This window comes from Vicinamibacteria bacterium (assembly GCA_035620555.1).
Classification (GTDB): domain Bacteria; phylum Acidobacteriota; class Vicinamibacteria; order Marinacidobacterales; family SMYC01; genus DASPGQ01.
In genome coordinates this window covers 18,990-43,709 of sequence record DASPGQ010000218.1, presented here as the reverse complement: position 1 = coordinate 43,709, position 24,720 = coordinate 18,990, and the positions used below count along the sequence as shown (strand labels likewise).

Genomic DNA, 24,720 nt, shown 5'->3' with positions numbered 1-24,720 from the left:
TCGGGCGAGGCCACCGCCTGTACGACCGCGAGCCGGCCGGGACTTGTAGAGGGGAAGAATAGAGCTCATGGCCGGGAGGAAGGCGAAGCCGTCTCCGAGATCGAGAGCAGCCCCCTCGTTTCCCGGCTCCTTCAGGGCGAGAGCTTCCCTCTCGCTCCGATAGATCGGGACACGGCGCCGGGACATCGAGCCCCGGACACCTCATGAGTCCCGGGACGGTAGGAGGTTGCCCGCGGCGGTGTGCTCTCCTGATATATTGATCTGGACTTGCCTTCCAGACTCCTCGGCCCTTCGAGACGGCTCAGCAATCGATCTACCTTCGTAGCACTCGCGTTCTGTCTCGTCTCCCGATGCGGCTCCGGAGGCACGAGCTCCCAACGAGTGGCGGCCGAGGTGCCGGCCTCACAGATCGAGTGGCAGCGCCTGTTGGGAACGAGCGAAGACGGCACTCTTTACTCGCTGGCGGGCAGGGGCTTCCTGGGCATTCCATTTCTCGCTTCGCCCGAGCTCGATGACGGCATCGAGGAGTTCATCCGCACATGGCTCGAAGAACATCCCCACGCGGTGGTGGTGCCCGTCGAGAGTTACCCCTTGTTGTCCGAGTCGGCCCCCTTCGTCTACGCCTGGGTGATCGGCGACCGGGCCCACCTCAATCTCGAGCTCGTCGAGAAAGGATACTGTCGGGCCAGTCTCATGGTGCCTCTTCTTCGAGCCGAAGATCGCCTGGTGGGAGAAGAGCAGGTGGATGTTTTCTTGACACGCATCTCCCAAGCGGAACGCCGAGCCGCGACGGCCGGGACTGGGATCTGGCAATCCGCGTCCCCGGACAAGGTAGCCTCAGCCGGCGACATACCTCCTCCCGGTCGCCGTGCTCTCTCCGAAGTCATCGCCGAAGCTCGGGCCGCCGACGCGGAAGCGACCCCGCCGGCACCGACCTACGATGCGAGAACGCCGGAGGATGAGCTCATCCGCCTCGCCGACGGCGCCGATTCGGCCGCCTCCTATGCGGCATTGGAGGAGCTCTTGCGCCGCGCGCTGACCGAGAGCCTCTCGGACGCAGCCTTCGCGTCTCTGATCGAACGGGGCCTCGAGCGGCAGGCAGACGTCGCCCTCGACTGGCGTGGGCACTATGGATGGTTGCTTCAAGTCGCCTATGACCAAGGGCGGCTGTCGGAGGCGGACTTCCGGCAATACGCCTCTGCGTTCTTCCACCTGGAGCTCGCCGCGGCGTACCACCCCCCGGCGATCCTCGAGCTCCGTGGAGAACATCGGGGTGGTCCTCTTCGCGACTTCGACGGCACCTGGATTCCCACTATCCCGGTCTTTGCCATGGTGTACGTTCGGGACGTGTCTCTGGACGGCTCACCGGTCGCGATGCTCGAGGCCGACAGACCACAAGCCGAGATCGTTCTCTTTCATGACGGCAACGGAACCGGGACCGCCGCCGGCCGCAGAATACAACTTGGCACGGAAGATTCCCTCCTGCCCGGAACGCACGTGCTCATGGGTCGGGTCGAGATCGTCGTGAGGCGCGGCGCTCACAGTTGGCGAGACGGCGCCATTGAACAAGCCCCCCGGATTCTGAGCCGCGAGGAGTCCTTCCGTGCGACCTTCGAGGTGCCTGGCCGCTAGCGACTCAACGTCTGGGTCGTTACCCAGCTGACCGCGGGGCCGCGGTCGCCAAGCTCAAAACGTGGGCGGGCCTCCCGGCGGGACCTGCAGGCATCGGGAGATCAAGTGCTGACGGCGCTCGACACCGAACTTGGTGAGAAGATTGGACACATGGAACTTCACCGTCCTGTCGGAGATAGCCAGCTTGCTCGCGATCTCCTTGTTGGAGAGGAGGAGAAGATGCCGCCATGGCGTCCATGGCGAGTGAAGACGAAATTCGCTACGACAAGCCGCCTTCGGCCCGAGGCTCAGGTCTCCTTCTTCTTGAGCAGATCGCTCCGCTTCAGGTGAATCTTGTCGAAGCTGCTCGAGGAGATGACGTAGTACCAATCGGCGAACCGATTCGCCAGAGTGTCGGCCTTCTCTCGCCCGTTCTTGGTTTTCTCCTCCCACTGTTCGTGGGCATCGGCGAGCTCTTTGTTGCGCTTATCGTCGTCCGACCAATCGCTCTCTTCCTTGTCCTCGAAGGCGGTGTTGGCCGGCCGCTGGGGCTCGGGCAGAGCCGAGGAATCGAACTCTGCGGAAATGAACAGGTAGCGATTCTCCCCTGGGCCACCCGACTCGTCCGCCGTGGTCTCCGCACCCGCGCTGATGGCCTCTCCACTCCCGTACAGGATCTCGCCGAAGCGAAGCGTATAGAGCACTCCCTCGTTGGTGCGGACCCGCAGCTCACCCTCGTTCGACATGAGATCGCCGGCGCGGGTCAAGTAATATCCGCGGCTCTGGAGCGAAAGTACGTCGGTGCGGGAAATGGTCAAGTCCGAAAGCCTCTCTCCGATACCCTCGGGTTTGGGCCGGACCCCGACGATCTTGAGCTCGTCGACCTCGCGCAGCAGGTCGTTCATCTTCGTCGTGTCGACCTCTTGGTCGGCAGGCATCCGGTTTGCGCTCCAATTCCCGTCGCTCTTGTCGAGCTCGACCGTGTCTCTCACGTCGACCATCAGCGTTCGTTCGTCGATCGAGTAATCTTCGAGAACGACGCGATCGATGTTGCTCCTTTCGACCTGGAGAAGGTCCTTCTCGATCCAATCCTCGAACTTGGTGGAGATGTCGACGTCGATGTTGGCGGCATAGACCCGCTTCTGCCCCGGAACGCGAACGAAGTGAAACTTCTCGCGCTCCTCCACTTGTTTTCCGATGATGAGATCGGCGAGCACCACGTCGTTCGCTCCTTTGATGGTGACTCGCTTGCCGCGGCCTCTCAGACTCGTCGCCGTCTCGTCGAGGGGGTCGATGACTCCGAGGGCCTCGTGATCCGCGACGTTGTCGGAGCGGAAGTCGTCCTTCACGATCGTTATGACACCCGCCGCCGTTTGAGCGAGTCGATCCTTTCCGTCCGCCGGGTAGCCGTGATGCGATGGGATGGTCCAAACCCCGCCCTGGTTGGTCACTTTGAAGGGCTTGGCGGCGGCGGTGTCCTCGTCGAACTCGATGACCTCGAGCGTCGTGGCGACGTTGGGATCGTTGAAACCCGGAAAGAACGGCTCACCGATGTCGACGAAAGCACTGGGCGTCACGTTGCGGGGCGCAGTGACGATGGTGACGATGGCGAGAAGGATAGCGGCCCCCGCCAGAGACTTCGTCAACTTCAGCTCACTTCGCGTTTCCATCACGCTCCCTCCCTCAAACGGCGAGCGGCGGCTGCCCCCTCACGTTCTCGCTTCTGCCTTTGAATAAAGATATAGACGCCGATCACGAAGATGGGAATCGGCGGTAGAAGTACCGCCGCCGTTCTGATTCCGCTCTGGATGCGGCGGATCTGTGTCTGCATCCTCTCTTCGCTCGCGCGGACCTTGGCCTCCTTCTCGGATTCGATGTTGGTCTTGAGGACTTCGAACTTGCGGTTCTCGACCTCTTGAAGGTTGCGCGCCATGATCTGCTTCGTCTGCTCGTCGAGGTCGTCGCGGTTACGGACTTCGGCGACTCGCTCGTCGAGATGCCGCTGCGCTTCCGCAAGGGCTGTTTCCGCCTGCCGCTCGGCTTCGGCTTCCTCCTGAGTACGGCGCTCGATGAACTCGCGGGTTTGCTCTTCGACGCGGGCGAGCGTGCGGTGTCGCACTCGGCGGTTCCTCAAAGCTACGAAAGAGTCGTCGCCGACGAGCGTGTCCATGGCGTTGAGGAAGAACGAGACGTTGTCGAAGTTCAAGTTGCCCGGTCCGATTCGCCGGATCTCGAAGAACTGCTCGGAGATGAAGTCGATGTCGGCGACGAAGATGACGTGGATGGGGAGCGAGCCGTTCTCCGGATTGGTGGCTTCCTCGGTCCCGGCCTCCTCACTGGCTTCGTCTCCATTGCCGGTCTCGGGAGAGCTCGTGGCTTTGCCTTCGGGCGCGGGACGGCCCTTGATCTCGGCGGCGACCGTATACACCATCGGGTCGGGGCGGTGCGGCAGGTTGCGATTCAATGAGGCACCAAGAAAGTTCCGCTGGACCATCTGGAAGTAGGGGAACCGGCCGGAAAATGCGCCGCTTTCGAGCAGAGGCTGGTAGACCAAGCCTTCTGCCGAAGCTGACTCGACGTGTCCGGGGTACAGGAGCACGAGCTGTTCGAGCTCGGCGCTCGCCAGGTGGTTCTTGCTGAAGACGTTCTCGTTCTGATTGCCCCGGCCGAGGAAGACGACCTCGGGAGGAAGGTGCGCTAGGTCGGGATGAGGGTTGTAGCTGTCCCAGATGATCATCGAAGGGTCCCACCGGAAACCCAGCTCTGCGAGAAAACCACGAATGTCGCCCTTTGGCTCGGGAGGCGGTTGGCCCTGGCGCATGAAAGGATTCATGTTGGCGCCGGCCTGCTCCGAGGGCGCGAGGCCCAGGTTGACGACGGGGAGAGGATCGTCGAGCAGAAGCGCCGGGGTTCCTTCTTTGATGAGTTCGAGAACGTTGTCCATCTCGTCCTGGGCGAGCGAAGACGGGAGCACTACGAGGAGTCCGTCGATCTCTTCGGTGATGGCGGTGTTCGGAGTGATTTGGACGACCTCGTACTGTTTCTTGAGCTCGTCGACGACCGACCAGGCGGGGGTCGATTGCATGGTGTTGAAATCGAGCCCGCCGAACAGCCTCAGCTGGGTATTGACGACGCCGACGCGCTTGCGTTCCGTGTTCGCGACGACGCGGATGCTCCGGGCGATCTCGTATTCCGCCGGAAGCCCTCGGTCGAAAAACTGGATTACCTGCTCCTCGGCCCCGCAGGTGAATGCGAGTCCGAGGAATACTTCGCTGAAGCCAGCGCGCGCTCCTTCGAGGTTCGGAATCTCCCGCGCTTGGATACCAAACTTCTCCCGGGCCTCGCGAGCCTCGTCGCTGAAGGGCTCGGTATCGTAGACGGCGACCTGGACGCGTCCGCCGGAAGCGGACCCCATCTCTTTGAGCAGTCCGATGACGTTCGCCCTCGTCTGTACGTAGGGTTCGGGGACGGTGGGGCTGATGTACGCCTGCACGAACACCGGCCGGTCGTCGGAGAGCTCGTGGAGAAGTTGCCTCGTTTCCCGGCTCAGCGAATGAAGCCGCTCGGCGGTCGCATCGACCCTCCACCCCAACCTGCCTAACATGGCAATTCCGGCGACGAGGATGACGGCGATGGAGACGGCGCGGATGAGGTGATGCGTCGTCATCCTCAAACCTTCGGCCTCGCGCGGCCAATGGCGCCGGTTGACGAGGAGGACATTGAGGTAGAGAAAGAACCCGCCGATCGCGAGGAAGTACAGGAGCCCGGTGGTGCTCATGACCCCTTGCCCGAACTCCTCGAAATGGGGGAATACCCCTAGCGGTGACAGGAGCCGAGCCAGGCCCTCGCCCACGATTCGGGCCATCGGTTGGACGAACACCCCGATGGCGCAGAAAACCGCTCCCAGAACGAACGCGATGGTCACGTTCGCGGTCAGCTGAGAAGCGAGCATCCCGACGGCAATGAGCGCAGCTCCGGCCAGCCAGAAACCCAGGTAGTTGGCGAACATCAGCCCCATGTCGGGGCTTCCCAGAAAGAGAAGCACCACCACGTGGCTCAGCGAGAGGACGAGGGCCACGGTATAGACGGCGAGGACCGCCAGGTATTTTCCCAGAACGATCTCGAGATCGGTCGCCGGCAGAGTAAGAAGAAGCTCGTCGGTTCCGAGCTTCTTCTCCTCCGCCCAGACGGACATCGTCAGGGCGGCGACGAAGAATACGAGCAAGTAGGGGAAGACATTGTTCAACTGGTCGAGATTCGCCAGGTTGTTCAGGAAGAACCGATCCTGCCAGAACGCGGCCGCCGCGCTGAGAAAGATGAAGAGCGTGATGAACACGTAGCCCGTCGGGTTGCTGAAGTACATCTTCAGGTCCCGCTTCACGATGGCGCGTACGATGTTGAAGTTGATCTCCTTCAGCATCAGTGCACCTCCTCCTGGAGCTCCTGGCTGTCTCGAGTCAGGCGGTAGAAATTCGACTCGAGAGAGCCGTCCTCACGAAGCTCGCTCGGCGGGCCCTCGAAAACGAGGCGACCGTTGTGAACGAAGAGAACGTAGTCGGCGACGGCGTCGACTTCCTGGAGTATGTGAGTCGAGATGAGGATCGTCTTGCTCCGGCCGAGCTTCTTGATGTTCTCCCGGAATTGCCGGATCTGGTTCGGGTCGAGCCCCGCGGTGGGCTCATCCATGATGAGGACGTCGGGATCGTGGAGCAACGCCTGGGCGAGCCCCACTCGCTGCCGAAGACCCCGGGAAAGCTTTCCGATCGGTTTTTCCATGACTTGACCGAGAGTGCAGAGCTCGCGAACCGCGAAGATGCGCTCTTTCGCTTCCTTCGGGGGAAGCTCACGAGCTTCGGCGAAGAACTCCAGAAGCTCGAGCGGCGTCATGTCGGGATACAGTGGCCCGTTCTCGGGAAGATAGCCCAGCTTCTTCGATGCAGCGATTCTCTCTCGATGGATGTCGAGGCCCGCGATTCTGGCCGAGCCGCTGGACGGGGCGAGGTAGCCGGTGAGCATCTTCATCGTCGTGGTCTTTCCGGCACCATTCGCCCCAAGAAACGCCACGATTTGTCCTTCGGGGATGGAGAACGAGATGTTCTCCGTCGCGACAAACGGCCCATAGTACTTCGTCAGACCCTGCGCCTCGATCATCGTTCTCGGTTCGCTTGGGGACGCGTTGGTCATGGGAACTCGAGCACCTCCCTGGTCGAAAGTTTCGCCCTCCGCTCCGCGGAGAGCCGGATTTTAGCGAAAGCCAGCGGGCGACACAAGTCGTGCGGCGTCCGTAAAGATTCTGAACAAACGGTTTATAGTCCGACGTCCTAGGCGCCTGACACCCCCTGTGAGATTCGTCACTGGCAGCCGGGAGTCGCGTCAGCCCATCGCACCACGTTAAGATGATGGTGCCATGCCCGATGAAATCCCTTCCCCCGCGGAAGCCCAACAAAACATGCCCCCTTATGTGATCGAGGGGGCGCGTTCGAGCCGTTCCAAGTGCAAGACCTGCCGCAAGAAGATCGACAAGGACGTACTTCGAATCGGTATCCTCATCGAGGGGCCGTACGGCGTCGGCTACCTCTGGCACCATTTGACCTGCGCTGCCAAGCGGCGTCTCGACGACGTCGAAGAGGCCTATGAGATCGAAGCGTGGAACAACGCCAAGGAACCTCCGGGAGAGGTTCCGCCCATCGAGGCGATGCGCAAACTGAGCGAAGAGGCGGAGGAGCAGCGACAGGCGAGAAAGCGAATTCCCTACGGAGAGGTCGATCCTTCGGGTCGGGCGAAGTGCAAGAACTGCGGCGAGCTCATGGACAAGGGAAGCCTCCGCGTCGTGCTCGGCCGCGAGATCGAGTTCGGAAATCAGTATCGAACCATGCCGATCCAGGTCCATGCGCGCTGTGTGTCCTCGGAGATCGAGAAGGACGATTGCAATACCGAGGCCGGCGGGTTCGAGGCCGCGATACGAGCCAACAGCCGGGAGTTGACTCCGGAGCAAATCGAGACGATCCTGCGGGAGGTTGGTCGGCTTCCCGAGAGCGAAGCGCCGCCTTTTTAGACGGTTCGCAGAGTCACCTCGAAGCAGGTACCGCCTCCCCCTCGGGGAAGACAGCGCGCATCCCCCTCGTGTCGTCGTGCGATCTGGCGGACCAGAGCCAGTCCGAGTCCCACTCCGCGATCCTCACCTTCGCGCATTCCCTGAGGGCGATAGAAAGGTTTGAATATATTCTCCCGTTCCTCTGCCGGTACGCCGTCGCCGCGATCGGCGATGAGCAGGAGCGCACCCGAGCCGCGGGGAACCACGGATGCCTCGATGGGTGAGCCGGCGGCGTAGCGGCGCGCGTTGTCGAGGAGGTTCCGAATGAGCCGCCTGAGCATCCGGGGATCTCCCTGGATCGAGACTGGCTCTCCGGTGACCGTGGCCGCGCTGCGAGCTCCCTCCTCCGCGAGAATCGCCAGGAGATCCACGTCCTCGTTCCTCTCGAGTTTTTCGAGCGCGTCGAGTCGGCTCGCGAGCAAGAGCTCTTCGATCAAGTCGTCCAGCTCTTGGATGTCCTTGGAGATCCGGGCGCGGACGTCCGGTCGCTCCTCACCACCACCCAGAAGCTCGATGGCCACCCGCATCCGTGCGAGGGGGGACCGAAGCTCATGAGATGCGCTCGCGAGCATGTGCCGCTGGGCGTTCACCAGGCGCTCGATCTGACTCGCCGCCTGGTTGAAACTGCGGGCGAGAGCGGCCACCTCGTCGTTTCCTTCGATTTTCACGCGGGCCGAGAGATCTCCGGCGCCGAGCTCGTCCACGCGGCTCTGAAGTCTTTCCAGCCGGCGCGTGATGCGACGCGCCAGGGGGTAGGAGCCCAGGGCAATCGCTCCCGCCAACAGTACGAGCAGCCAGAGTACGTGCACCGCCGGCGGATGAACGTGGCGGGCGACCAGCCAGCGTCCGTCGGGAAGACGGAAGGCGGCAGCGCCTCTCGAGCGACGGCTACGAATCCAACCGCTGCGCTCCCGTTGCGGCGAGGGTGCCGGCAAAGCCTCCCCGACGGATGCGAGAAGCCGCCCGTCGGCGTCGTGGACCGCGAGGTCGGCGTCGAAGCGTTTGCTGAGCCGCTCGAGCGTCGACTGGAGCTCGGTGACGGGCTCGTCGGCTCGCGGCAGCACCTCTCCCGCCATTGCCGAGATGCTGTCGAACATCAGGAGCTCGCGTCCGCCGGGAGCCTGGAAGTACCAGGCAATGGTGACGAGAGCTCCGAACAGGAACAGGATTCCCAGGAACGCGAGATAGACTTGCAGATACAACCGGCGCTTCATGTCTCGTCAGGCTTCCGATCCCTCGTCCTGCTTTTGGGCGAAGACATAGCCGGCGCCGCGCACGGTGATCACGCGCCTCGGCCGTTTGGGATCCTCTTCGATGGCTGCACGGATACGAGAGATGTGAACGTCGATGCTTCGATCGAAGGCCGAATGGCCATGGCCGCGAAGGTGCTGCATCAGGGATTCTCGCGAAAGCACCCGCCCCGCATTCTCGGCGAGGGCGCATAGCAGATCGAACTGGTGACTCGTCAAGGTCTTCTCCTCGCCTTCGACGCGGACGGTGCGCGATGCACGATCGATCTCCAATCGTCCGAAGCGAAGGGGTCGAGCGGACCTTCGGGGAGACGCGCCGCTGCGGCGGAGTATGGCGCGCAGGCGAGCGAGGAGCTCTCTGGGATTGAAGGGCTTGGGGAGGTAATCGTCGGCCCCGAGCTCGAGGCCGACGATGCGATCCGTATCTTCGCCCCTCGCGGTGAGCATCAGGATGGGGATGTCCGATCCCGCTCGCACGCGGCGGCAGATTTCGAATCCGTCGAGGTCGGGGAGCATGACGTCGAGAACCAGGGCATCGAAGTCACCACTCTTCACGAGCGGAAGCCCCGTCTTCGCATCGGGCTTCGCGATGACCTCGATGCCCCGTTTGCCGAGATACTCGGCGACCATCTCGGACAAGCTCCGATCATCCTCGATCATCAAGATGCGTTCTGGCACGTCTCGATCTCTCGCCTCACAGGACGCTTCCCCCTGCTACCGGTGGTGGTGAAAGCGCTCCGCCATCTCGATGAGCTGGGCGCGCTGCTCGGGGGTGAGCGCTTCGGCCGCATCCGCCAGCGCTTCCACGAGCCGCGTGCTCGCGGCTTCGGCCATCTCTATCTCCGCTCGCCGCAGCTGTTCGAGCGCAGCCCGGTCGATGGTCGGCTTCGATAGCTCGTTCACCCATGCCTCTCGGCTCTGGCGGTGCTGATCCACGAGCGCCGCAAGATCGTCGGCCGAGCGTCCGATGATGGCCTTGACTCGCTCCTGTTGCTCATCGCTGGCGTCGATCCGACTGAGCACCCAGGAAGCGGCAAACTCCGCGCGCTCGCGTGCCAGCTCGGGATCGTGGCCGAAGTGCCCCCGAAGGCCCCGTCCGACGTGCGACCATCCCGCCGCGTGGGTCGAGATGACGGCCGTCCCGGCCACGATCGCGCCGAGGGCCACGCTCAGAAGGACACCGACTCGGAATTTCCTCGACCCGTTCTTTCCGTCGTCCTTTCGAACCTCTTCGTCAGGATTGCGATTCATCGTGTAGCTCCCTGTTCGAGATCTCGCTCCATTGCGATCCTCATCCCGAGGTTAGCCACGGGCGTTTTCGGAAGTTTGTCAGCGGCGTAAAGTTTTGTAAATCACGCGCTGCTCTAAGATCGGCGTTTCGATTGGCGTATTCAGAAAACGTACACCTGCCCCGCCGAATAGAGTCGGGTGTAGCCGGGGCCTCACCGTTTCGCATCAAGGAATGCCGGTAGACCACAGTCTTTGCCGTGGCATGCACCTTGCAGCCGCCCCACGACCATGGGACTCGGGACGCACCATCTGGGCGCCGCCGTGGCGTTCCTGGTCCTCACGATCCTTGCCACCTCGGGCGACTCCGAGCCGATTCGATCGCGGAGCGCGCTGCTCGACGCCGCGGCCGCGCATCAGGCTCACGCGGATCGGGATCTCTCGGTCGATAATCGTCGTCGAGCGGCGCACCATTTGCACCGTGCGCTCTCGCTCTATCGAGATCTCGGACGTCGAGACCTCGAGGCGAGGGTCCTCGTCGAGCTCGGACACTTGCACCGGGTCGAGGGGCGGACGGGACTCGCGCTCTCCTTTTTCGACCGCGCCGTTTCGGTCGACGTCCGGCCGGGCGCCCGCGCCCTCGTCGAGCGGGGCAAAGCCCTTTCCGAGCTCGGTGAGCACGAGCGGGCTCTCAGTGATTTCCACCGGGCGAGCCGGTCGGGTCTCTCTGGGGGCGAACGTGCCGCTGTCCTCTATGGAACCGCTATCTCGCTCGACGAGCTAGGGCGTCTCTCCGAGGCTCGAAGAGCCATCGAGCTCTCGCTCCAAGCCTCGAAGGACGTCGACGAGCGGTTCGCCTTCTACGCCGATCTCTTGATGCGCATGGGTGAGATCGCGAAGGCCTTCGAGGTGAGCGAACAGGCCCGTACGGGTCGGAGCGTGTCGCTTCGCGCCTTCCAGGAAGAATTACTCGACGACGACACGCGCCTGTTGTCCTACTTTCTCGGAGACGAGCGGAGCTTCCTCTGGTCGGTGACCCGAGGCACGCTATCGGCACACGAGCTTCCGGCGCGCCGAAGCATCGAACGGCTGGTGCGGGAAGCGCGACGAGACCTGTCGACCCCGTTGAGCCGGCGAGTGATCGCGCTCGAGAAGGTGTCCCGGCTCCTGCTCGGACCCGTGGCCGGGCTGACGATGAAGCCGCGGCTCGTGGTCGTCTCGGACGGGGAGTTGAGCGCGCTTCCCTTCGCCCCGTTACCCCTCGGCTCCGACCGGATTCCACTCGTCAATGTTCTGGAGATCGTCCGCCTTCCCGCGGCGACGCTTCTCCCCGAGCTTCGTTCCCGGGTCCAGAGAACGCGCTTTTCGAGGACGGTTGCCGTCGCGGCCGATCCGTCCCACGGCTTGCCGGCGGCGCGGCGCGAGGCCGCCAGCATCGAGGCGATCGCGCCGTCGGGACAGGTCGAGGTCGTCTACGGCAAACAGGCCAGCCGGGACTGGATCGCGAGGGTGGAGCTCGGGAGCTTTCGGGTCTTGCATTTCGCCACTCACGGTGCCCTGGGTCGGGGGATCGCTCTTCGAGACGGATTCCTGCGACTCGACGAACTCCTCGAGCGGCGCGTCGCCGCGGAGCTCGTCGTTCTGAGCAGCTGCGATGCGGGTCTCGCACGCGGATTTCTCGAGGCTGGCGCTCGCCGGGTGATCGCGAGCTATTGGGCCGTCGACGACGAGGCGACCGCCGCACTCATGAAGGTTTTCTACGAAAAGCTGTTCTCCGGAGCGTCTCCCGCGACCGCGCTGAGAGAAGCCCAAATGATGCTGAGGCGCACGCCTCGATTCCGCTCACCTTACTACTGGGCTGGATTCGAGCTCCGCGGCGACTGGGCTTTTTAGCTAGTCCCGCACTTTCTCGAAGAGCTTGAGCTGGTCCTTTCCTTCCTCGGGCAGCGCGAGGGGGTAATTTCCCGAGAAACAGGCGGAGCAGTAGCGATCGCGGTCCGTCTCGACTGCGGAAAGAAGCCCCTCGTGCGAGAGATAGCCCAGCGAATCGGCACCGATGAAGTGAGCGATCTCCTCGACCGTGTGCGTCGAGGCGATCAACTCATCGTGCTTCGGGGTGTCGATGCCGTAGTGGCACGGGCCCGTCGTGGGCGGTGACGAGACGCGGAAGTGAACTTCCTTCGCGCCGGCTTGCCGTACCAAACCGACGATCTTCCGGCTCGTGGTGCCACGCACGATCGAGTCGTCGATGAGCACGATCCGGCGGTTCTCGATGACCGAGCGCACGGGGTTGAGCTTTACCTTGACGCCGAAATTTCGTATCGATTGTCGGGGCTCGATGAACGTCCGTCCGACATAGTGATTTCGGATGAGCCCGAGCTCCATGGGGAGACCCGATTCCTGCGAGTAGCCGATGGCGGCAACGACACCCGAGTCGGGAACGGGAACGACGACGTCGGCGTCTGCGGGCGCCTCCCGAGCCAGCGTTCGACCCATGGCGATGCGGGTGCGATGAACGTCGCGGCCGAATACGTGGCTGTCCGGACGGGCGAAGTAGACGTGCTCGAAGATGCACTGGGAGGCCGGCGCCGGGGGGAAGGGACGGTAGGACCGGACTCCGTCCGGCGAGATGCGCACGAGCTCGCCCGGCTCGATCTCGCGGACCAGCGTCGCGTCGATGAGATCCAGGGCACAGGTCTCCGAGCAGAGCACGTAGCTCGAGTCGAGCTTCCCCAGAACCAGGGGCCGGAAGCCCCTCGGATCCCGGGCTCCGTAGATCGCATCGTTGGTCAGGAACAAGAGCGAGAAGGCCCCTTCCACGCCGCGGAGGGCGTCGACGATGGCGTCGGTGGGCTCGCGCTGGAGCGATTTGGCATAGAGGTGAAGGATGACCTCGGTGTCGCTCGTCGTCCGGAAAATCGATCCGCGCTCGACCAGACCGTGACGGAGGACGTGGGCGTTGACGAGATTGCCGTTGTGGCAGACCGCAATCTCTCCGAACTTGCACTCGATATGGATGGGTTGTGTATTGGCGTTGTTGCTCTCGCCCGACGTGGAGTAACGCGTATGGCCGATGGCGTTCGTGCCCCCGAGGCTCTCGAGGGCTTCGGCATCGAAAACCTCGGCGACGTAGCCCTGGCGCTTTCGGCTCGCGAAACCCTTTTCTCCGGAGGTGACGATGCCGGCCGCCTCCTGACCTCGGTGCTGCAGGGCGTAGAGCCCCAAGTACGTCAGGCGCGCGGCATCGGGATGTCCGAAGATGCCGAAAACGCCGCACTCGTCTCGAAAACCGCTCATGCTCTCAATGCCTTTTCGATTGAGTTCCACCATAGCTCACGGAGCCTCGCCACGCCCAGAGAGACCGCCTCGTCACCGTTGACCCGCACCACCAATTGATCGCCGCCGGTGACACCCAGACGCGACAGCGGCACGCCATGCGTCTCCGCCAGTGTTTCGAGCTTCGAGCTGGCGCCGGGAGAGACGCTGACCAGAATCCGTCCCTGAGTCTCGGAGAACAGGACGGTGTCGGCCCGCCCCGGGGTCTCGAGGGCGACCGAGGCACCCACGGACTCACCGAGTGGCCCGAACAGACACTCCACGAGGGCGACCAAGAGCCCCCCGTCGCTCACGTCGTGAGCCGATTGCACCAACCCCTGCCGAGCGGCTTCTCGAGCGAGATCGTGGACCGCTCGTTCGGCGTCCCAGTCGAGTCGAGGAGGCTTTCCCTCGATGCGACGATGTACGACTTTCAGGTACTCCGAGCCCCCGAGCTCCTCACGGCTATCACCGAGGAGGAAGATGAGATCATCTTTCCGTTTGAAGTGGTGGCTGACTCGCTTCGAGGCATTCTCGAGGAGCCCCACGACCCCGATGACCGGAGTGGGGTAGATGGCGGCGCCCTCGGTCTCGTTGTAGAAACTCACGTTTCCCCCGGTGATGGGCACGCCGAACCGATTGCAGGCCTCGCCGATTCCCTCGATGGCCCGAACGAACTGTCCCATGATCTCGGGCTTTTCGGGGTTGCCGAAATTGAGGCAGTTGGTCGCTCCGATCGGCGTGGCGCCCACCGCCGCGAGATTTCGGCAGGCTTCGGCGACCGAGATGGCCCCGCCGAGGTAGGGGTCGAGCTGGGTGTAGCGCCCATGGCCGTCGAGACATACCGCCAGAGCAAGCTCGGTGCCCTTGATTCGGACGACGCCCGCGTCACCCCCGGGAAGTCCGATCGTGTTGCTGCGCACCATGTGATCGTACTGCTCGAATATCCAATGCTTGCTCGCCACCGTATGGCTACCGAGAAGCTGTAAGAGCGTCTCTTCGAGATTCCCGGGCTCGTCGATGTCGGCCATCTCGCGCGAAGGGGGTGGCTCGACTGCGGGCCGGCGGTACATGGGTGCATCCTCGGCGAGCAGGCGGCATGGCACGCTCGCGACCTCGAGCTTTCCCGAGAAAACGCGGAACAGTCCGTCGCTGGTCACCCGACCGATGGCGGAAGCATCGAGATCCCATTTGTCGAAAATCCGCTTCACGTCCGGTTCGCGACCGGCTCGGGCCACGAGGAGCATCCTCTCTTGGGATTCCGACAGCAGGGTCTCGTAGGCGCTCATGCCGGCCTCACGCCGGGGCACCTTGTCGAGGTCGATCTCGATCCCGGTACCCCCTCTCGCACCCATCTCGGCGCTCGAGCAGGTGAGTCCCGCTGCCCCCATATCCTGGATAGCCACGAGCGCGTCGGTCTGCATCAGCTCGAGGCAGGCTTCGAGAAGGAGTTTCTCCAGGAACGGATCGCCCACCTGAACCGTCGGCCGCTTCTCTTCCGACCCTTCGCTGAACTCCGCCGACGCCATCGTGGCGCCGTGGATTCCGTCTTTTCCCGTCTTCGCTCCCACGTAGAAAACGGGGTTGCCCTCCCCGGAGGCCCGGGCGAGAAAGATCCGCTCCTTGGGGGCGATCCCGAGACAGAAGGCGTTCACGAGCGGATTCGCGCTGTAGCAGTCCTCGAACACGACTTCGCCCCCGACCGTGGGAATGCCCATGCTGTTTCCGTAGCTCGCGATCCCGGCGACGACGCCCGAGAGCAACGACCGGTTGTTCCGAACGCTCAGCGGACCGAATCGGAGAGAGTTCATCAAGGCGATTGGCCGAGCGCCCATGGTGAAGACGTCACGGATGATGCCGCCCACTCCGGTGGCGGCACCCTGAAAGGGCTCGATGAACGAGGGATGGTTATGCGATTCGATCTTGAAAACACATGCGAGTCCTTCGCCGATATCGACCACGCCCGCGTTCTCGCCCGGACCCTGAACGACGCGAGGCCCTTCGGTGGGCAAATTCTTCAAATGAATGCGGGAGCTCTTGTAGCTGCAGTGCTCCGACCACATGACGGAGAAAAGGCCGATCTCGATGGCGTTCGGCTCGCGGCCGAGCCCTTGCACGATGGCGTCGTACTCCGACCGCGTCAGGTCGTGGGCTTTCAGCTGCTCGTCGTTCATCGTTGTTCCGTCCAGGCGACCAGACTCTCGAACAGCTTGCGCCCGTCGGCCGTACCGAGCGCGGGCTCATAACAGCGATCGGGATGGGGCATGAGCCCCAGGACGTTGCCCCGCTCGTTCCGGATCCCCGCGATATCGTGGGCGGCCCCGTTGGGGTTGTCCAGGTAACGGAAGACGACGAGGTCCTTTTTCTCGAGGGCCTCGAGGGATCTTTCGTCAGCGAAGAAGTTGCCATCGGCATGACCCACGGGAATTCGCAGCTCGTCTCCTTCACGAAGAGTCTCGGTGAGCGGGGAGCCGGCCTTCTCGACCCGTAGTCCGACGTACCGGCACACGTAGGTCAAGCTCCGGTTTCGCAGCATCGCTCCCGGCAACAGCCCCGCCTCCTGGAGCATTTGAAAGCCGTTGCAGATTCCGACGACGGCTCTTCCCGACTCCGCCATGCTCGCAACCGCGGGCATCACCGGAGAGAAACGTGCGATGGCGCCTGGCCGCAGGTAGTCTCCGTGAGCGAAACCCCCAGGAAGGATGACGGCGTCGTAGCCGTCGAGACGGGTCTGTTTGTGCCAAACCAGATCGGTTGGATGTCCCAGCACGTCCTGGAGGCAGTACTGGACGTCCTCCTCGCAATTCGATCCGGGAAAGACGAGCACCGCGAAGCGCGGCACTAACCTTGAACCTCCACCTCGAACACCTCGAGAACGGGGTTGGCGAGGAGCCGCCGGGCGACCTCCTGGGCGAGCCTTTGCGCCTCTTCGCGCGAGTCCGTGTCCAGGCTGAGCTCGAAGAACTTGCCCTGCCGCACGGAAACGGCTTGCTCGTACCCCAGCTGCTTCAAGGCGTTCGAGATCGTCTCGCCCTGGGGGTCGTGCACCGCCGGCTTGAGCCTCACGATGATGTTGGCCTTCATCGACCGAAAACCCGCTGGTAAATCACGTCGAGGCGCTCCATTTGCCGCTCGAGGTCGAAGGCACGTTCCAGCTCCGCGTCCGAGAGCCGCTCGCGGACCTCGCCATCGACTTTCAGGAGCTCCCGGAGCTCTCCTTTTCCCTGCCATACCGCCATCGCGTTGCGCTGCACCATCCGGTAAGCCTCCTCGCGCGACAGGCCTTTCTTTGCCAGCTCGAGCAGCACCTGGCCGCTGAAGACGAGGCCTTTCATCGACTCGAGATTCTCCCTCATCCGATCGGGATAGATGATGAGCTCATCGACGACCGAGCGCATCTTCCGCAGCATGTGATCGGTCAGGATGTAGCTCGAGGGAAGGATCATGCGTTCCACCGAGGAGTGCGAGATGTCGCGCTCGTTCCACAGAGGAATGTTCTCGAGGGCCGCCTGAAGGTTTCCCCGGACAACCCGCGCCAGCCCGGAAATCTGCTCGCAGGTGACCGGATTTCTCTTGTGGGGCATCGCCGACGAGCCTTTCTGCTTTTCCGAGAAGAACTCTTCCACTTCCCGTATCTCGGTTCTCTGAAGGCTTCGAATCTCGACGGCGATCTTGTCGAGGCTGCTCGAGAGGATCGCGAGTGCCGACAACGCCTCGGCGTGACGGTCGCGCTGGAGGACTTGAGTGGATATCGGTGCGGGAGAGAGCCCCAACCTTCGACAGACCTCTTCTTCGACGATCGGCGGCAGATGCGCGAACGTCCCCACCGCCCCCGACAGTTTGCCGACGGCTACGGATTCGCGAGCCGCCTCGAGCCGCTTGCGGTTGCGTGCCATCTCCGCGTACCAGAGCGCGAGCTTCATGCCGAACGTCATCGGCTCGGCATGTACGCCGTGGGTTCTCCCGACCATGATCGTTCTCTTGTGATCGAGTGCCCGCGCTTTCAACACCTCGGCCAGGGCGTCGAGATTTCGGATCACGAGATCCGTGGCGTCCCGCAGCCTCATTCCGAGAGCGGTGTCGACGACGTCATAGCTCGTCAGGCCAAAATGGATGAAACGCCCCGCCGGGCCGACCTTCTCGGCGAGCGCCTCGGTGAAGGCGATGACGTCGTGTTTGACCTCTCGCTCGATGGCGGCGACGCGCTCGACCGTGTAGGCTGCCTTTTCCCGAATCTCTCGTGCGGCAGCCACGGGGATGAACCCTTGCTCCGACATGACTTCGGCGGAGACGACCTCGACTTGGAGCCAGGAGTCGAACTTGGCCTCCTCGCTCCAGATTCGGCCCATCTCGGGATGAACGTATCGATCGGTCAGCATGTCTCGAAGACCAATGCACGTTGGGCGAAGCTGTCGGTGGTTGCCTTGGGCTCGGTGAGGCGCAAAAGGGGCGTGGGTCGATCGGGATAGGTGAGATGCACCTTGGGCAAGAAACCTCCTCGCCGCCGTAGCGCGTCGTAACAACTATCCAGCGCAAGCCGCTCGTGGTTGTTGTTCTGGGAGAGGTGCGCGAGAAAGAGGTGTCGCACCGAGTCCGGGAGGCGATGCTCGAGATAGAGCGCGAGCGCCTCGTTGGATAGGTGCCCAAGCTGGCTTCGGACCCGATCCTTGAGCGAGTCGGGATAGTCGCTCTCCCGGAGCATCTCCACGTCGTGATTCGACTCGATCAGGATGGCGGTGCTGCCGCGGAGCCCGTCCACCACGGTCTCGGACACGTGGCCGATATCGGTCACGTGCCCGAAGGCTAGCTTGCCTCGACGGAGACGGAAGCCGACCGGATCGGCGGCATCGTGTGGGGTGGGGAAGAGATCGACGGTCAGCCTGCCCAGCTTGACGCTCGAGCCCGACCGGACGCGTACCCAATCGATTTCCTTGCTCGAAGCTCGGGGCATCCGGCGGAAGGTTCCTTCCGTCGCGTAGAGAGGGATCTTGTGTTTCCCGCAGAACCGCCAGGCTCCTCTCGCGTGGTCGCCGTGCTCGTGCGAGAGTAGAACCCCGTGGAGATCCCTTGGAGCGACTCCCAGGAGTCCGAGACGGCGCTCGATCTCCCGGCACGCCAGACCGGCGTCGAGAAGAAGCCTGCTCGAACCATCCGAGGCGAAGGTGACGTTGCCTGCACTTCCACTTCCCAGAACCGAGACGTGGAGCTCAGGCAACCAGGCTCTCCGGGATCCACTCGAGGCGCCCGAGCCTTCCCACAACCGTCATGGCGAGGGGGCGCTGGAAAATCGAGGACGCCAAACGCAGCAAGTCATCGGCAGTGACGGAATCGATCCCCTGGATGGCTTCCTCGGTCGCGATATGTCGACCGAAATACAACTCCTGTCGGGCAAGCTGTGACATGCGCGCGTCCGTCGATTCGAGTCCCATTAGTATACTTCCACAGAGGTGGTCTTTGGCACGGCGGAGCTCCTCCACCTGGACGGGAATATCGCGGATGAGGCGAAGCTCGTGCAGAACGAGATCGACCACTTCGGGCACTTTCTTCGGGTCCGAGCCAGCGTAGACCATGAGTTGACCGGCGTCGGAGAACGCCGATAGGGCCGAATAGACCGTGTAGGCGAGCCCGTGCTCCTCACGAATGACTTGAAAGAGACGTGAGCTCAGACTTCCTCCGAGGATGGCATTCAGGACGTAAGAGACGAAGCGGTCGGAGGACGTTTGGCTAGGAGCCACCGTCCCGAGCACGATGTGAGCCTGTTCCAGATCCTTGTCCTCGAGCCTCACGGTCATCGATGGCTGAGGCGGAGTGGCAAGGATCCCGTCCGGTGGCGTCTCGAGCCTGGCGAATCGGCTCTCGACCAGAGACAAGAGCTGTTCGTGCTCCACGTTGCCGGCGGCGACGACGATCATGTTGCTGGGGGCATAAGTCCGTCGGAAAAAGCGCAGCAGGTCGTCACGATCGAAGCGCGCGACGGTTTCCGGTTGGCCGAGGATCGGACGACCCAGTGGGTGATCGGGCCAGAAAGCCTGGGCGAAGAGCTCGTGGGCGAACTCCTCGGGGTTGTCTTCGACCGTTTTGATCTCCTCGAAGATCACCCGACGTTCGCGTTCGAGCTCGTCGCGATCGAAGCGTGGCGATAGCACGATGTCCGAGAGCAGGTCTACCGCTCGAGGGACGTGCTGATCGAGAACCTTGACGTGGAAGCCCGCGTACTCCTGCGTGGTGAAGGCATCCGTCTGGCCGCCGATCGCGTCCATTTCCTGAGCGATCTGAGCTTGGCTGCGCTTCTCGGTCCCCTTGAAAACCATGTGCTCGATGAAGTGGGCGAGCCCGCCCTCACCGTCGTTTTCGTCCCGACTTCCGCGCCGGAGCCAGATGCCCATGGCGACCGACCGTACGCCGTCCATCCTCTCAGTGAGGACTGTAAGTTCATTTGGTAGAATACTTTTGCGGAACACGTCCTTTGCCTCGACCTTCTGGCTGGTGGGACTTTTGAGGTTAGCATACGCCGTGGAGCCGGGTCAAAAAGGATCTCCTTCGGGGTTCTCTGGGAGCTCGGCTCGAGAGAAGGCGTGCCAATTGCGTTACGATGGGTCGATGATCAATCTCTTTGGGCTCTCGCGGACGTCGCTCGAGGGCGAGATGCTCGCGCGCGGTCGTCCCGCCTTCCGCGGAAGACAGATTTTCCGATGGATGTACGCCCGGGGAGCGGCGAGCTTCGAAGCGATGACCGACTTGCCTCGAAAGCTCCGAGACGAGCTGGCCCATGACTACGTGATTCGTCTCCCAAACGTTCGATCGCGACGAGCTTCGATCGATGGAACCATCAAATATCAGCTCTCGCTTCAGGATGGGCGGAACGTCGAAACCGTATACATCCCCGATGGAAAGCGGCACACGTTTTGCCTCTCCACCCAGGTCGGCTGTCCTCTGAAATGCAGTTTCTGCTTCACCGGGACCATCGGACTCGAACGCAACCTGACGGTGGGCGAGATCTTGGGCCAGTACCGTCTCGCCCTCGGCGATCGAGAAATCGCTCCGGCGAGGAGGAACATCGTCTTCATGGGCATGGGCGAGCCGCTTCTGAATCAGGAGGCGGTCATCGAGGCGCTTCGGATCCTTACCGATGAGGACGGTTACGGCGTGTCTCCTCGCCGAATTACCGTTTCGACCGCAGGACTGCCTGCCGAGCTCGAGGATTTCGCCAAGAATGCACCCGCGGTGGGCCTTGCGATCAGCCTGCACGCGACCACGGATTCCTCACGCGATCGCATCATGCCCATCAACCGCGCGCACCCGCTTGGAGAATTGCTGGCGGTGGCCCGGAACCTCCCGCTTCCTCGCCGCCGCCGAATCACGTTCGAGTACGTGCTCCTCGAAGGCGAGAACGACACCGCAGCCGACGCCTCGAGGCTCGCCGGACTGCTTCAAGGCATTCGCGCGAAAGTCAACCTCATCACCTACAATCCCTGGCCCGGCTCGCCGCATCGTCGCTCCACCGACGAGAAGACCGACCGGTTCGTCGATCTCTTGACGACGTCCGGGCTTACCGTGAGCTTGAGGCGGAGCCGGGGGGATGACGTTCTTGCCGCGTGCGGGCAGCTGGCGAATCGGTAGAGTGCTCAATGCCGTGGCGGGACCCGCAATCGATCGTGCCGCCACGGCTCGGGCTGCTTACGACGCGGCCATTATTCGCACTGCGTGCTCACATCTCATACCCTCGAAGGAGCCCCATGCGGACGATTGCGCCGGGCTCGCTCCGCTCGCGCAGGGTGGGTTGAGTTTCATCACCCTGCTAGGCCCGAGACTAATCCTCCGAGCCGCCCATCTTCCGCGACGCCTCCTCGACCTCGCGAGCTTTCCCCTCGCGCCACATCCGAAGTCGCTCGGCGAGCGCTTCGTCCTCGGTCGCGAGGATCTGGGCGGCGAGAAACGCGGCGTTACGTGCGCCCGGCTTGCCGATGGCCATCGTGGCTACGGGAAAGCCGGCTGGCATCTGAACCGTCGCCAAAAGCGCATCCAGTCCCGCGAGAGGCGTCGCCGCGAGTGGCACTCCGATCACCGGAAGATTGGTACGTGCTGCGAGCGCTCCCGCGAGATGAGCCGCCGCTCCGGCGCCCGCGATCAGCACCTTGATGCCTCGAGAGGCAGCTTCGAGGGCCAGTCGGGCAGCCCTGTCGGGTGTGCGGTGGGCCGAGTACACGCCCATTTCACAGGGAACCTCGAGCTCGCGCAGGACGGCATAGGCTTCCTTCATGACCTCCTCGTCCGACGCGCTTCCCATCACGATGATTACTTTCGCTGACACGATGAGCTTCAACCTCCCGATAAGCGAGCCAATGCACGTCGTCCGATATCGCTGCGGAAATGACGTCCTTCGAAACGTATTTTGTCGACACTCTCATAGGCGCGCTCGATAGCGGCTTTCAAGTTTCCCCCGAGGGCGGTGACCGCGAGCACTCTCCCGCCGGATGTCACGAGAGACCCCCCCTCCTTTTTCGTTCCGGCGTGGAACACGTAGGTATCCCTGCCGTTCTCGACGTTCTCGTTTTCGAGCCCCTCGATCGGAAAACCGGTTTGGTAGCTTCCGGGGTAGCCACCGGAAGCGAGCACGACGGTGACGGCGGGCTCACGGGTCCACTCGATACGATGCTGGCCAAGCCTGCCGTTCGCGACCTCCTGTAACAAGGGAACCAGGTCGGATTTCAACCGAGGGAGAATGGCCTGGGCTTCCGGATCGCCGAGCCGAACGTTGAACTCGAGCACCTTCGGTCCATCGGCCGTGACCATGAGGCCACAATAGAGGATGCCCTGGTATTTCCGACCGTCGGCCGCCAAGCCGGAGATGGTGGGGTGGACGATATCCCGAACGATTCCCTTCAGGGTCTCGGCGTGAAAGATCGTCGCCGGACAGATTGCCCCCATCCCACCCGTATTCGGTCCTTTGTCCTCGTCTCGAGCGCGTTTGAAGTCCTGCGCCGCCACCAAGGGAAGGACGTTGTGTCCGTCGGAGAGTGCGAAGAACGAGACCTCGTCTCCCTCGAGGAACTCCTCGATGACCAGCTTGGAGCCCGCGCTCCCCGGGTGACGCTCTCCGATTCGCTTGTCGAGAAATGCGCGCGCCTCTTCGGGGCTCTCGACGATGGTGACACCCTTTCCCGCCGCGAGCCCGTCCGCCTTGATGACCAAGGGGAATCCAAACTCGCCGTCGCCAATGACCGACTGCGCTTCCTCTCTGCTATTCACCGAGCGGTAGCGCGCCGTGGGGATGTCGTGGCGACGAAGAAAGTCTTTAGCGAAAGTCTTGCTCCCCTCGAGCTCAGCTGCGGCACGGTTGGGCCCGAAGACGGGAAGGCCGCGTCGCTCGAACTCGTCGACCGCCCCGAGAATCAGCGGCAGCTCCGGCCCCACGACCGTGAGCTCGATCGAGAGCTTCTCGGCGAAATCCGCGAGCTCGACGATATCGGACGGATCGATGTTCACGCAGTCGGCGAGCGAGGCAATTCCCGCATTGCCCGGCGCGCAGTAGACCTCCTTGACTTCGGAACTCTGTCGGATCTTCCACACGAGCGCGTGCTCGCGCCCACCGCCTCCGATTACGAGCACTCTCAACGGTCAATCCTTGTCGATGTAAAAGTCATTCTATCAATAGATTAACGTGATCGAGCCGCGCGATCCGTTCGGAACACTTGACAGAAGGAAAAGGTGTCTCTTATGCTGGGTATTTGGGCCGGAAGCTCGAAGAGAGGCCGCACCCACGCTTTCGCATCCAACTCGAAATCCAGGTGCCGGCGGCTCGTGTCCCCTTGGGCACGAGCGGTCCCGGCGACGAAGGGAGGTTGAGCGGATTTGGCCGAGATCAAGATCCAGGACAACGAGTCCATCGAGAGTGCCCTGCGGCGCTTCAAGCGCAAAGTGCAGCAGGAGGATATCATCAAGGAAATCAAGAAACACTCGTTCTACATGAAGCCTGGAGACAAGAAACGCGCCAAGCAGGCTCTCGCTCGGAAGCGACAGCGCAAGAAAATCCGCCGCGAGCAGACCGACTGACGCTTGAACTGATTTTCGAATCCCGCTGCGGTCATCGCGCCTCGCCCGCCTGGAGGGACGTGATGGCCGCAACGTTTACGATATCCTCGATGCTGCAACCTCGGGAGAGATCGTTCGCCGGGGCTGCCAGTCCCTGGAGGATGGGTCCGATGGCCGAGGCACCGGCCAATCGTTCGACCAGCTTGCAGGCGATGTTGCCGGAATCGAGGTCGGGAAAGATGAGCGTGTTTGCATGTCCGGCGACGGAGCTGGCGGGCGCCTTTCTTTGACCGACGGAGGGTACGATCGCGGCGTCGGCTTGAAGCTCGCCATCGGCCAGAAGGCTCGGCGCTCTCGATCTCAGCGTTTCGAACGCCTCGATGATTCTGCGGGTGCGAGGATGGTCGGCGCTCCCCTTGGTCGAGAAGGACAGAAGGGCCACCTTCGGCTCGACGCCGAGAAAGAGCCTCGTGTTGGACGCGGCGAGGATGGCAATCTCCGCGAGCTCGCTCGGGCTCGGCTCAGGCAAAACGGCGCAGTCCGCAAAAACGAATTGGCCACGTTCGTCGGGAAAGCTCATCAGGAAGAAGCTGGACACTCTACGGATCCCATCCTGCGTGCCGAACACCCAGATGGCCGGTCGCAGAACTTCCGCCGTGCTGGCCTTTGCGCCGGCGACATAGCCCGCTGCTTGACCCGCCTCGACCATCAGGGCACCGAAATACAGCGGATCGCGCGCTCGATGGCGGGCCTCGTCTTCGGAGATGCCTCTTCGCCGAACGATCTGATGCAGGCGGGCCCCGTATCGATCGGCGACGGGACCTGTCGTCGGGATCACCTCGAGGCCGTCGAGCTTTGCGGCCGCAATCCCGGCGTCCAAGGCCGCTCTTCGCACCGCGTCCGGCTCACCCAGAAGAACGGGCTCGGCGACGCCGCGGGCTTTCATCTCGACCGCCGCGGAAAGCGTCCTCGACTCGGTAGCCTCGGGGAGGACGATGCGTCGGAGCCGGCTCGAGGCGCGCTCCTGCAGGCTCCGAAGGAAGGAGTCAACCATTGGGTCGCGCCCGAGTGTAACATAATCTCACCAGGGGTCATGCGGATAACTGGCGTCGACTCAAATAGTTTGACAGGGTTTGCCGGATGTGGTAGTTCTGTCGGACTGCAAGAGTAGTCCCGCTAAGTCTAGGAGGA

The 24,720-nt window shown here is 62.9% G+C and carries 22 protein-coding genes; 5 read left to right on the top strand and 17 right to left on the bottom strand.

Translation table 11 applies throughout. The features are described from left to right. The first annotated feature begins 267 nt into the window (after window positions 1-267). A complete protein-coding gene (locus VEK15_08840) occupies window positions 268-1,632 on the top strand; it encodes a hypothetical protein (GenBank protein ID HXV60787.1) in 1,365 nt (454 codons plus the stop codon). Between the two features lie 54 nt (window positions 1,633-1,686). Here VEK15_08840 and VEK15_08835 read toward each other — a convergent pair whose 3' ends face one another. Genes VEK15_08835 through VEK15_08820 form a run of 4 tightly spaced genes read right to left on the bottom strand, consistent with a single transcriptional unit; the run spans window position 1,687 to window position 6,795 of the window. Continuing rightward, window positions 1,687-2,001: a LuxR C-terminal-related transcriptional regulator gene (locus tag VEK15_08835; protein ID HXV60786.1), complete on the bottom strand. Its 315-nt coding sequence runs from the start codon at window positions 1,999-2,001 to the stop codon at window positions 1,687-1,689. Continuing rightward, window positions 1,920-3,281, bottom strand: a complete 1,362-nt coding sequence (locus VEK15_08830; protein ID HXV60785.1) for a DUF4340 domain-containing protein — start codon at window positions 3,279-3,281, stop codon at window positions 1,920-1,922. The genes VEK15_08835 and VEK15_08830 overlap by 82 nt, the downstream gene beginning before the upstream one ends. Beyond that, window positions 3,281-6,031: a Gldg family protein gene (locus VEK15_08825; protein ID HXV60784.1), complete on the bottom strand. Its 2,751-nt coding sequence runs from the start codon at window positions 6,029-6,031 to the stop codon at window positions 3,281-3,283. The genes VEK15_08830 and VEK15_08825 overlap by 1 nt, the downstream gene beginning before the upstream one ends. Continuing rightward, a complete protein-coding gene (locus tag VEK15_08820) occupies window positions 6,031-6,795 on the bottom strand; it encodes an ABC transporter ATP-binding protein (protein ID HXV60783.1) in 765 nt (254 codons plus the stop codon). The genes VEK15_08825 and VEK15_08820 overlap by 1 nt, the downstream gene beginning before the upstream one ends. Before the next feature lie 223 nt (window positions 6,796-7,018). On the opposite strand from VEK15_08820, the gene VEK15_08815 reads away from it, so the two are divergent. Continuing rightward, window positions 7,019-7,666: a hypothetical protein gene (locus VEK15_08815; protein HXV60782.1), complete on the top strand. Its 648-nt coding sequence runs from the start codon at window positions 7,019-7,021 to the stop codon at window positions 7,664-7,666. On the opposite strand, the gene VEK15_08810 is transcribed toward VEK15_08815, so the two are convergent. Genes VEK15_08810 through VEK15_08800 form a run of 3 tightly spaced genes read right to left on the bottom strand, consistent with a single transcriptional unit; the run spans window position 7,663 to window position 10,206 of the window. After that, entirely contained in the window at window positions 7,663-8,919 is a 1,257-nt protein-coding gene (locus tag VEK15_08810) for a HAMP domain-containing sensor histidine kinase (protein ID HXV60781.1), read from the bottom strand. The two genes, VEK15_08815 and VEK15_08810, sit on opposite strands and share 4 nt — an antisense overlap. A gap of 6 nt (window positions 8,920-8,925) precedes the next feature. Continuing rightward, window positions 8,926-9,633, bottom strand: a complete 708-nt coding sequence (locus tag VEK15_08805; GenBank protein ID HXV60780.1) for a response regulator transcription factor — start codon at window positions 9,631-9,633, stop codon at window positions 8,926-8,928. A gap of 36 nt (window positions 9,634-9,669) precedes the next feature. Beyond that, the gene (locus VEK15_08800; protein ID HXV60779.1) at window positions 9,670-10,206 is read right to left on the bottom strand and encodes a periplasmic heavy metal sensor; all 537 of its coding nucleotides are present in this window, start codon (window positions 10,204-10,206) and stop codon (window positions 9,670-9,672) included. Window positions 10,207-10,473: 267 nt separating this feature from the next. On the opposite strand from VEK15_08800, the gene VEK15_08795 reads away from it, so the two are divergent. Further along, window positions 10,474-12,075 (top strand): CHAT domain-containing tetratricopeptide repeat protein, encoded by a 1,602-nt coding sequence (locus VEK15_08795; GenBank protein HXV60778.1) that lies wholly within the window; start codon window positions 10,474-10,476, stop codon window positions 12,073-12,075. On the opposite strand, the gene purF is transcribed toward VEK15_08795, so the two are convergent. From purF to VEK15_08760, 7 genes are read right to left on the bottom strand one after another with little or no spacing between them, the layout of a single operon-like run. Further along, a complete protein-coding gene (purF, locus tag VEK15_08790) occupies window positions 12,076-13,479 on the bottom strand; it encodes an amidophosphoribosyltransferase (GenBank protein HXV60777.1) in 1,404 nt (467 codons plus the stop codon). After that, entirely contained in the window at window positions 13,476-15,671 is a 2,196-nt protein-coding gene (gene purL / locus VEK15_08785) for a phosphoribosylformylglycinamidine synthase subunit PurL (GenBank protein HXV60776.1), read from the bottom strand. The genes purF and purL overlap by 4 nt, the downstream gene beginning before the upstream one ends. Then, window positions 15,668-16,339, bottom strand: a complete 672-nt coding sequence (gene purQ, locus VEK15_08780; protein HXV60775.1) for a phosphoribosylformylglycinamidine synthase subunit PurQ — start codon at window positions 16,337-16,339, stop codon at window positions 15,668-15,670. The genes purL and purQ overlap by 4 nt, the downstream gene beginning before the upstream one ends. Continuing rightward, a complete protein-coding gene (gene purS / locus VEK15_08775; protein HXV60774.1) occupies window positions 16,339-16,581 on the bottom strand; it encodes a phosphoribosylformylglycinamidine synthase subunit PurS in 243 nt (80 codons plus the stop codon). Before purS ends, purQ begins: the two co-directional genes overlap by 1 nt. Then, on the bottom strand, window positions 16,578-17,876 hold the full coding sequence (purB, locus tag VEK15_08770) for an adenylosuccinate lyase (protein HXV60773.1): 1,299 nt from the start codon (window positions 17,874-17,876) through the stop codon (window positions 16,578-16,580). Before purB ends, purS begins: the two co-directional genes overlap by 4 nt. After that, window positions 17,870-18,712: an MBL fold metallo-hydrolase gene (locus VEK15_08765; GenBank protein ID HXV60772.1), complete on the bottom strand. Its 843-nt coding sequence runs from the start codon at window positions 18,710-18,712 to the stop codon at window positions 17,870-17,872. Before VEK15_08765 ends, purB begins: the two co-directional genes overlap by 7 nt. Beyond that, window positions 18,705-19,958, bottom strand: coding sequence for a pitrilysin family protein (locus tag VEK15_08760; GenBank protein ID HXV60771.1), 1,254 nt, complete (start codon window positions 19,956-19,958; stop codon window positions 18,705-18,707). The genes VEK15_08765 and VEK15_08760 overlap by 8 nt, the downstream gene beginning before the upstream one ends. Before the next feature lie 139 nt (window positions 19,959-20,097). Between VEK15_08760 and rlmN the strand changes: the two genes are divergently transcribed. Beyond that, a complete protein-coding gene (gene rlmN / locus VEK15_08755; protein HXV60770.1) occupies window positions 20,098-21,117 on the top strand; it encodes a 23S rRNA (adenine(2503)-C(2))-methyltransferase RlmN in 1,020 nt (339 codons plus the stop codon). A 190-nt stretch (window positions 21,118-21,307) separates the two neighbouring features. On the opposite strand, the gene purE is transcribed toward rlmN, so the two are convergent. Both purE and purD read right to left on the bottom strand, forming a co-directional pair. Then, window positions 21,308-21,808: a 5-(carboxyamino)imidazole ribonucleotide mutase gene (gene purE, locus VEK15_08750; protein HXV60769.1), complete on the bottom strand. Its 501-nt coding sequence runs from the start codon at window positions 21,806-21,808 to the stop codon at window positions 21,308-21,310. Between the two features lie 8 nt (window positions 21,809-21,816). Beyond that, window positions 21,817-23,106 (bottom strand): phosphoribosylamine--glycine ligase, encoded by a 1,290-nt coding sequence (gene purD, locus VEK15_08745; GenBank protein ID HXV60768.1) that lies wholly within the window; start codon window positions 23,104-23,106, stop codon window positions 21,817-21,819. Between the two features lie 243 nt (window positions 23,107-23,349). On the opposite strand from purD, the gene rpsU reads away from it, so the two are divergent. Next, complete coding sequence (gene rpsU / locus VEK15_08740; GenBank protein HXV60767.1) at window positions 23,350-23,550, top strand: 30S ribosomal protein S21; 201 nt, start codon at window positions 23,350-23,352, stop codon at window positions 23,548-23,550. 31 nt (window positions 23,551-23,581) lie between these two features. On the opposite strand, the gene pta is transcribed toward rpsU, so the two are convergent. Continuing rightward, the gene (gene pta, locus VEK15_08735; protein ID HXV60766.1) at window positions 23,582-24,583 is read right to left on the bottom strand and encodes a phosphate acetyltransferase; all 1,002 of its coding nucleotides are present in this window, start codon (window positions 24,581-24,583) and stop codon (window positions 23,582-23,584) included. Window positions 24,584-24,720 lie beyond the last annotated feature (137 nt).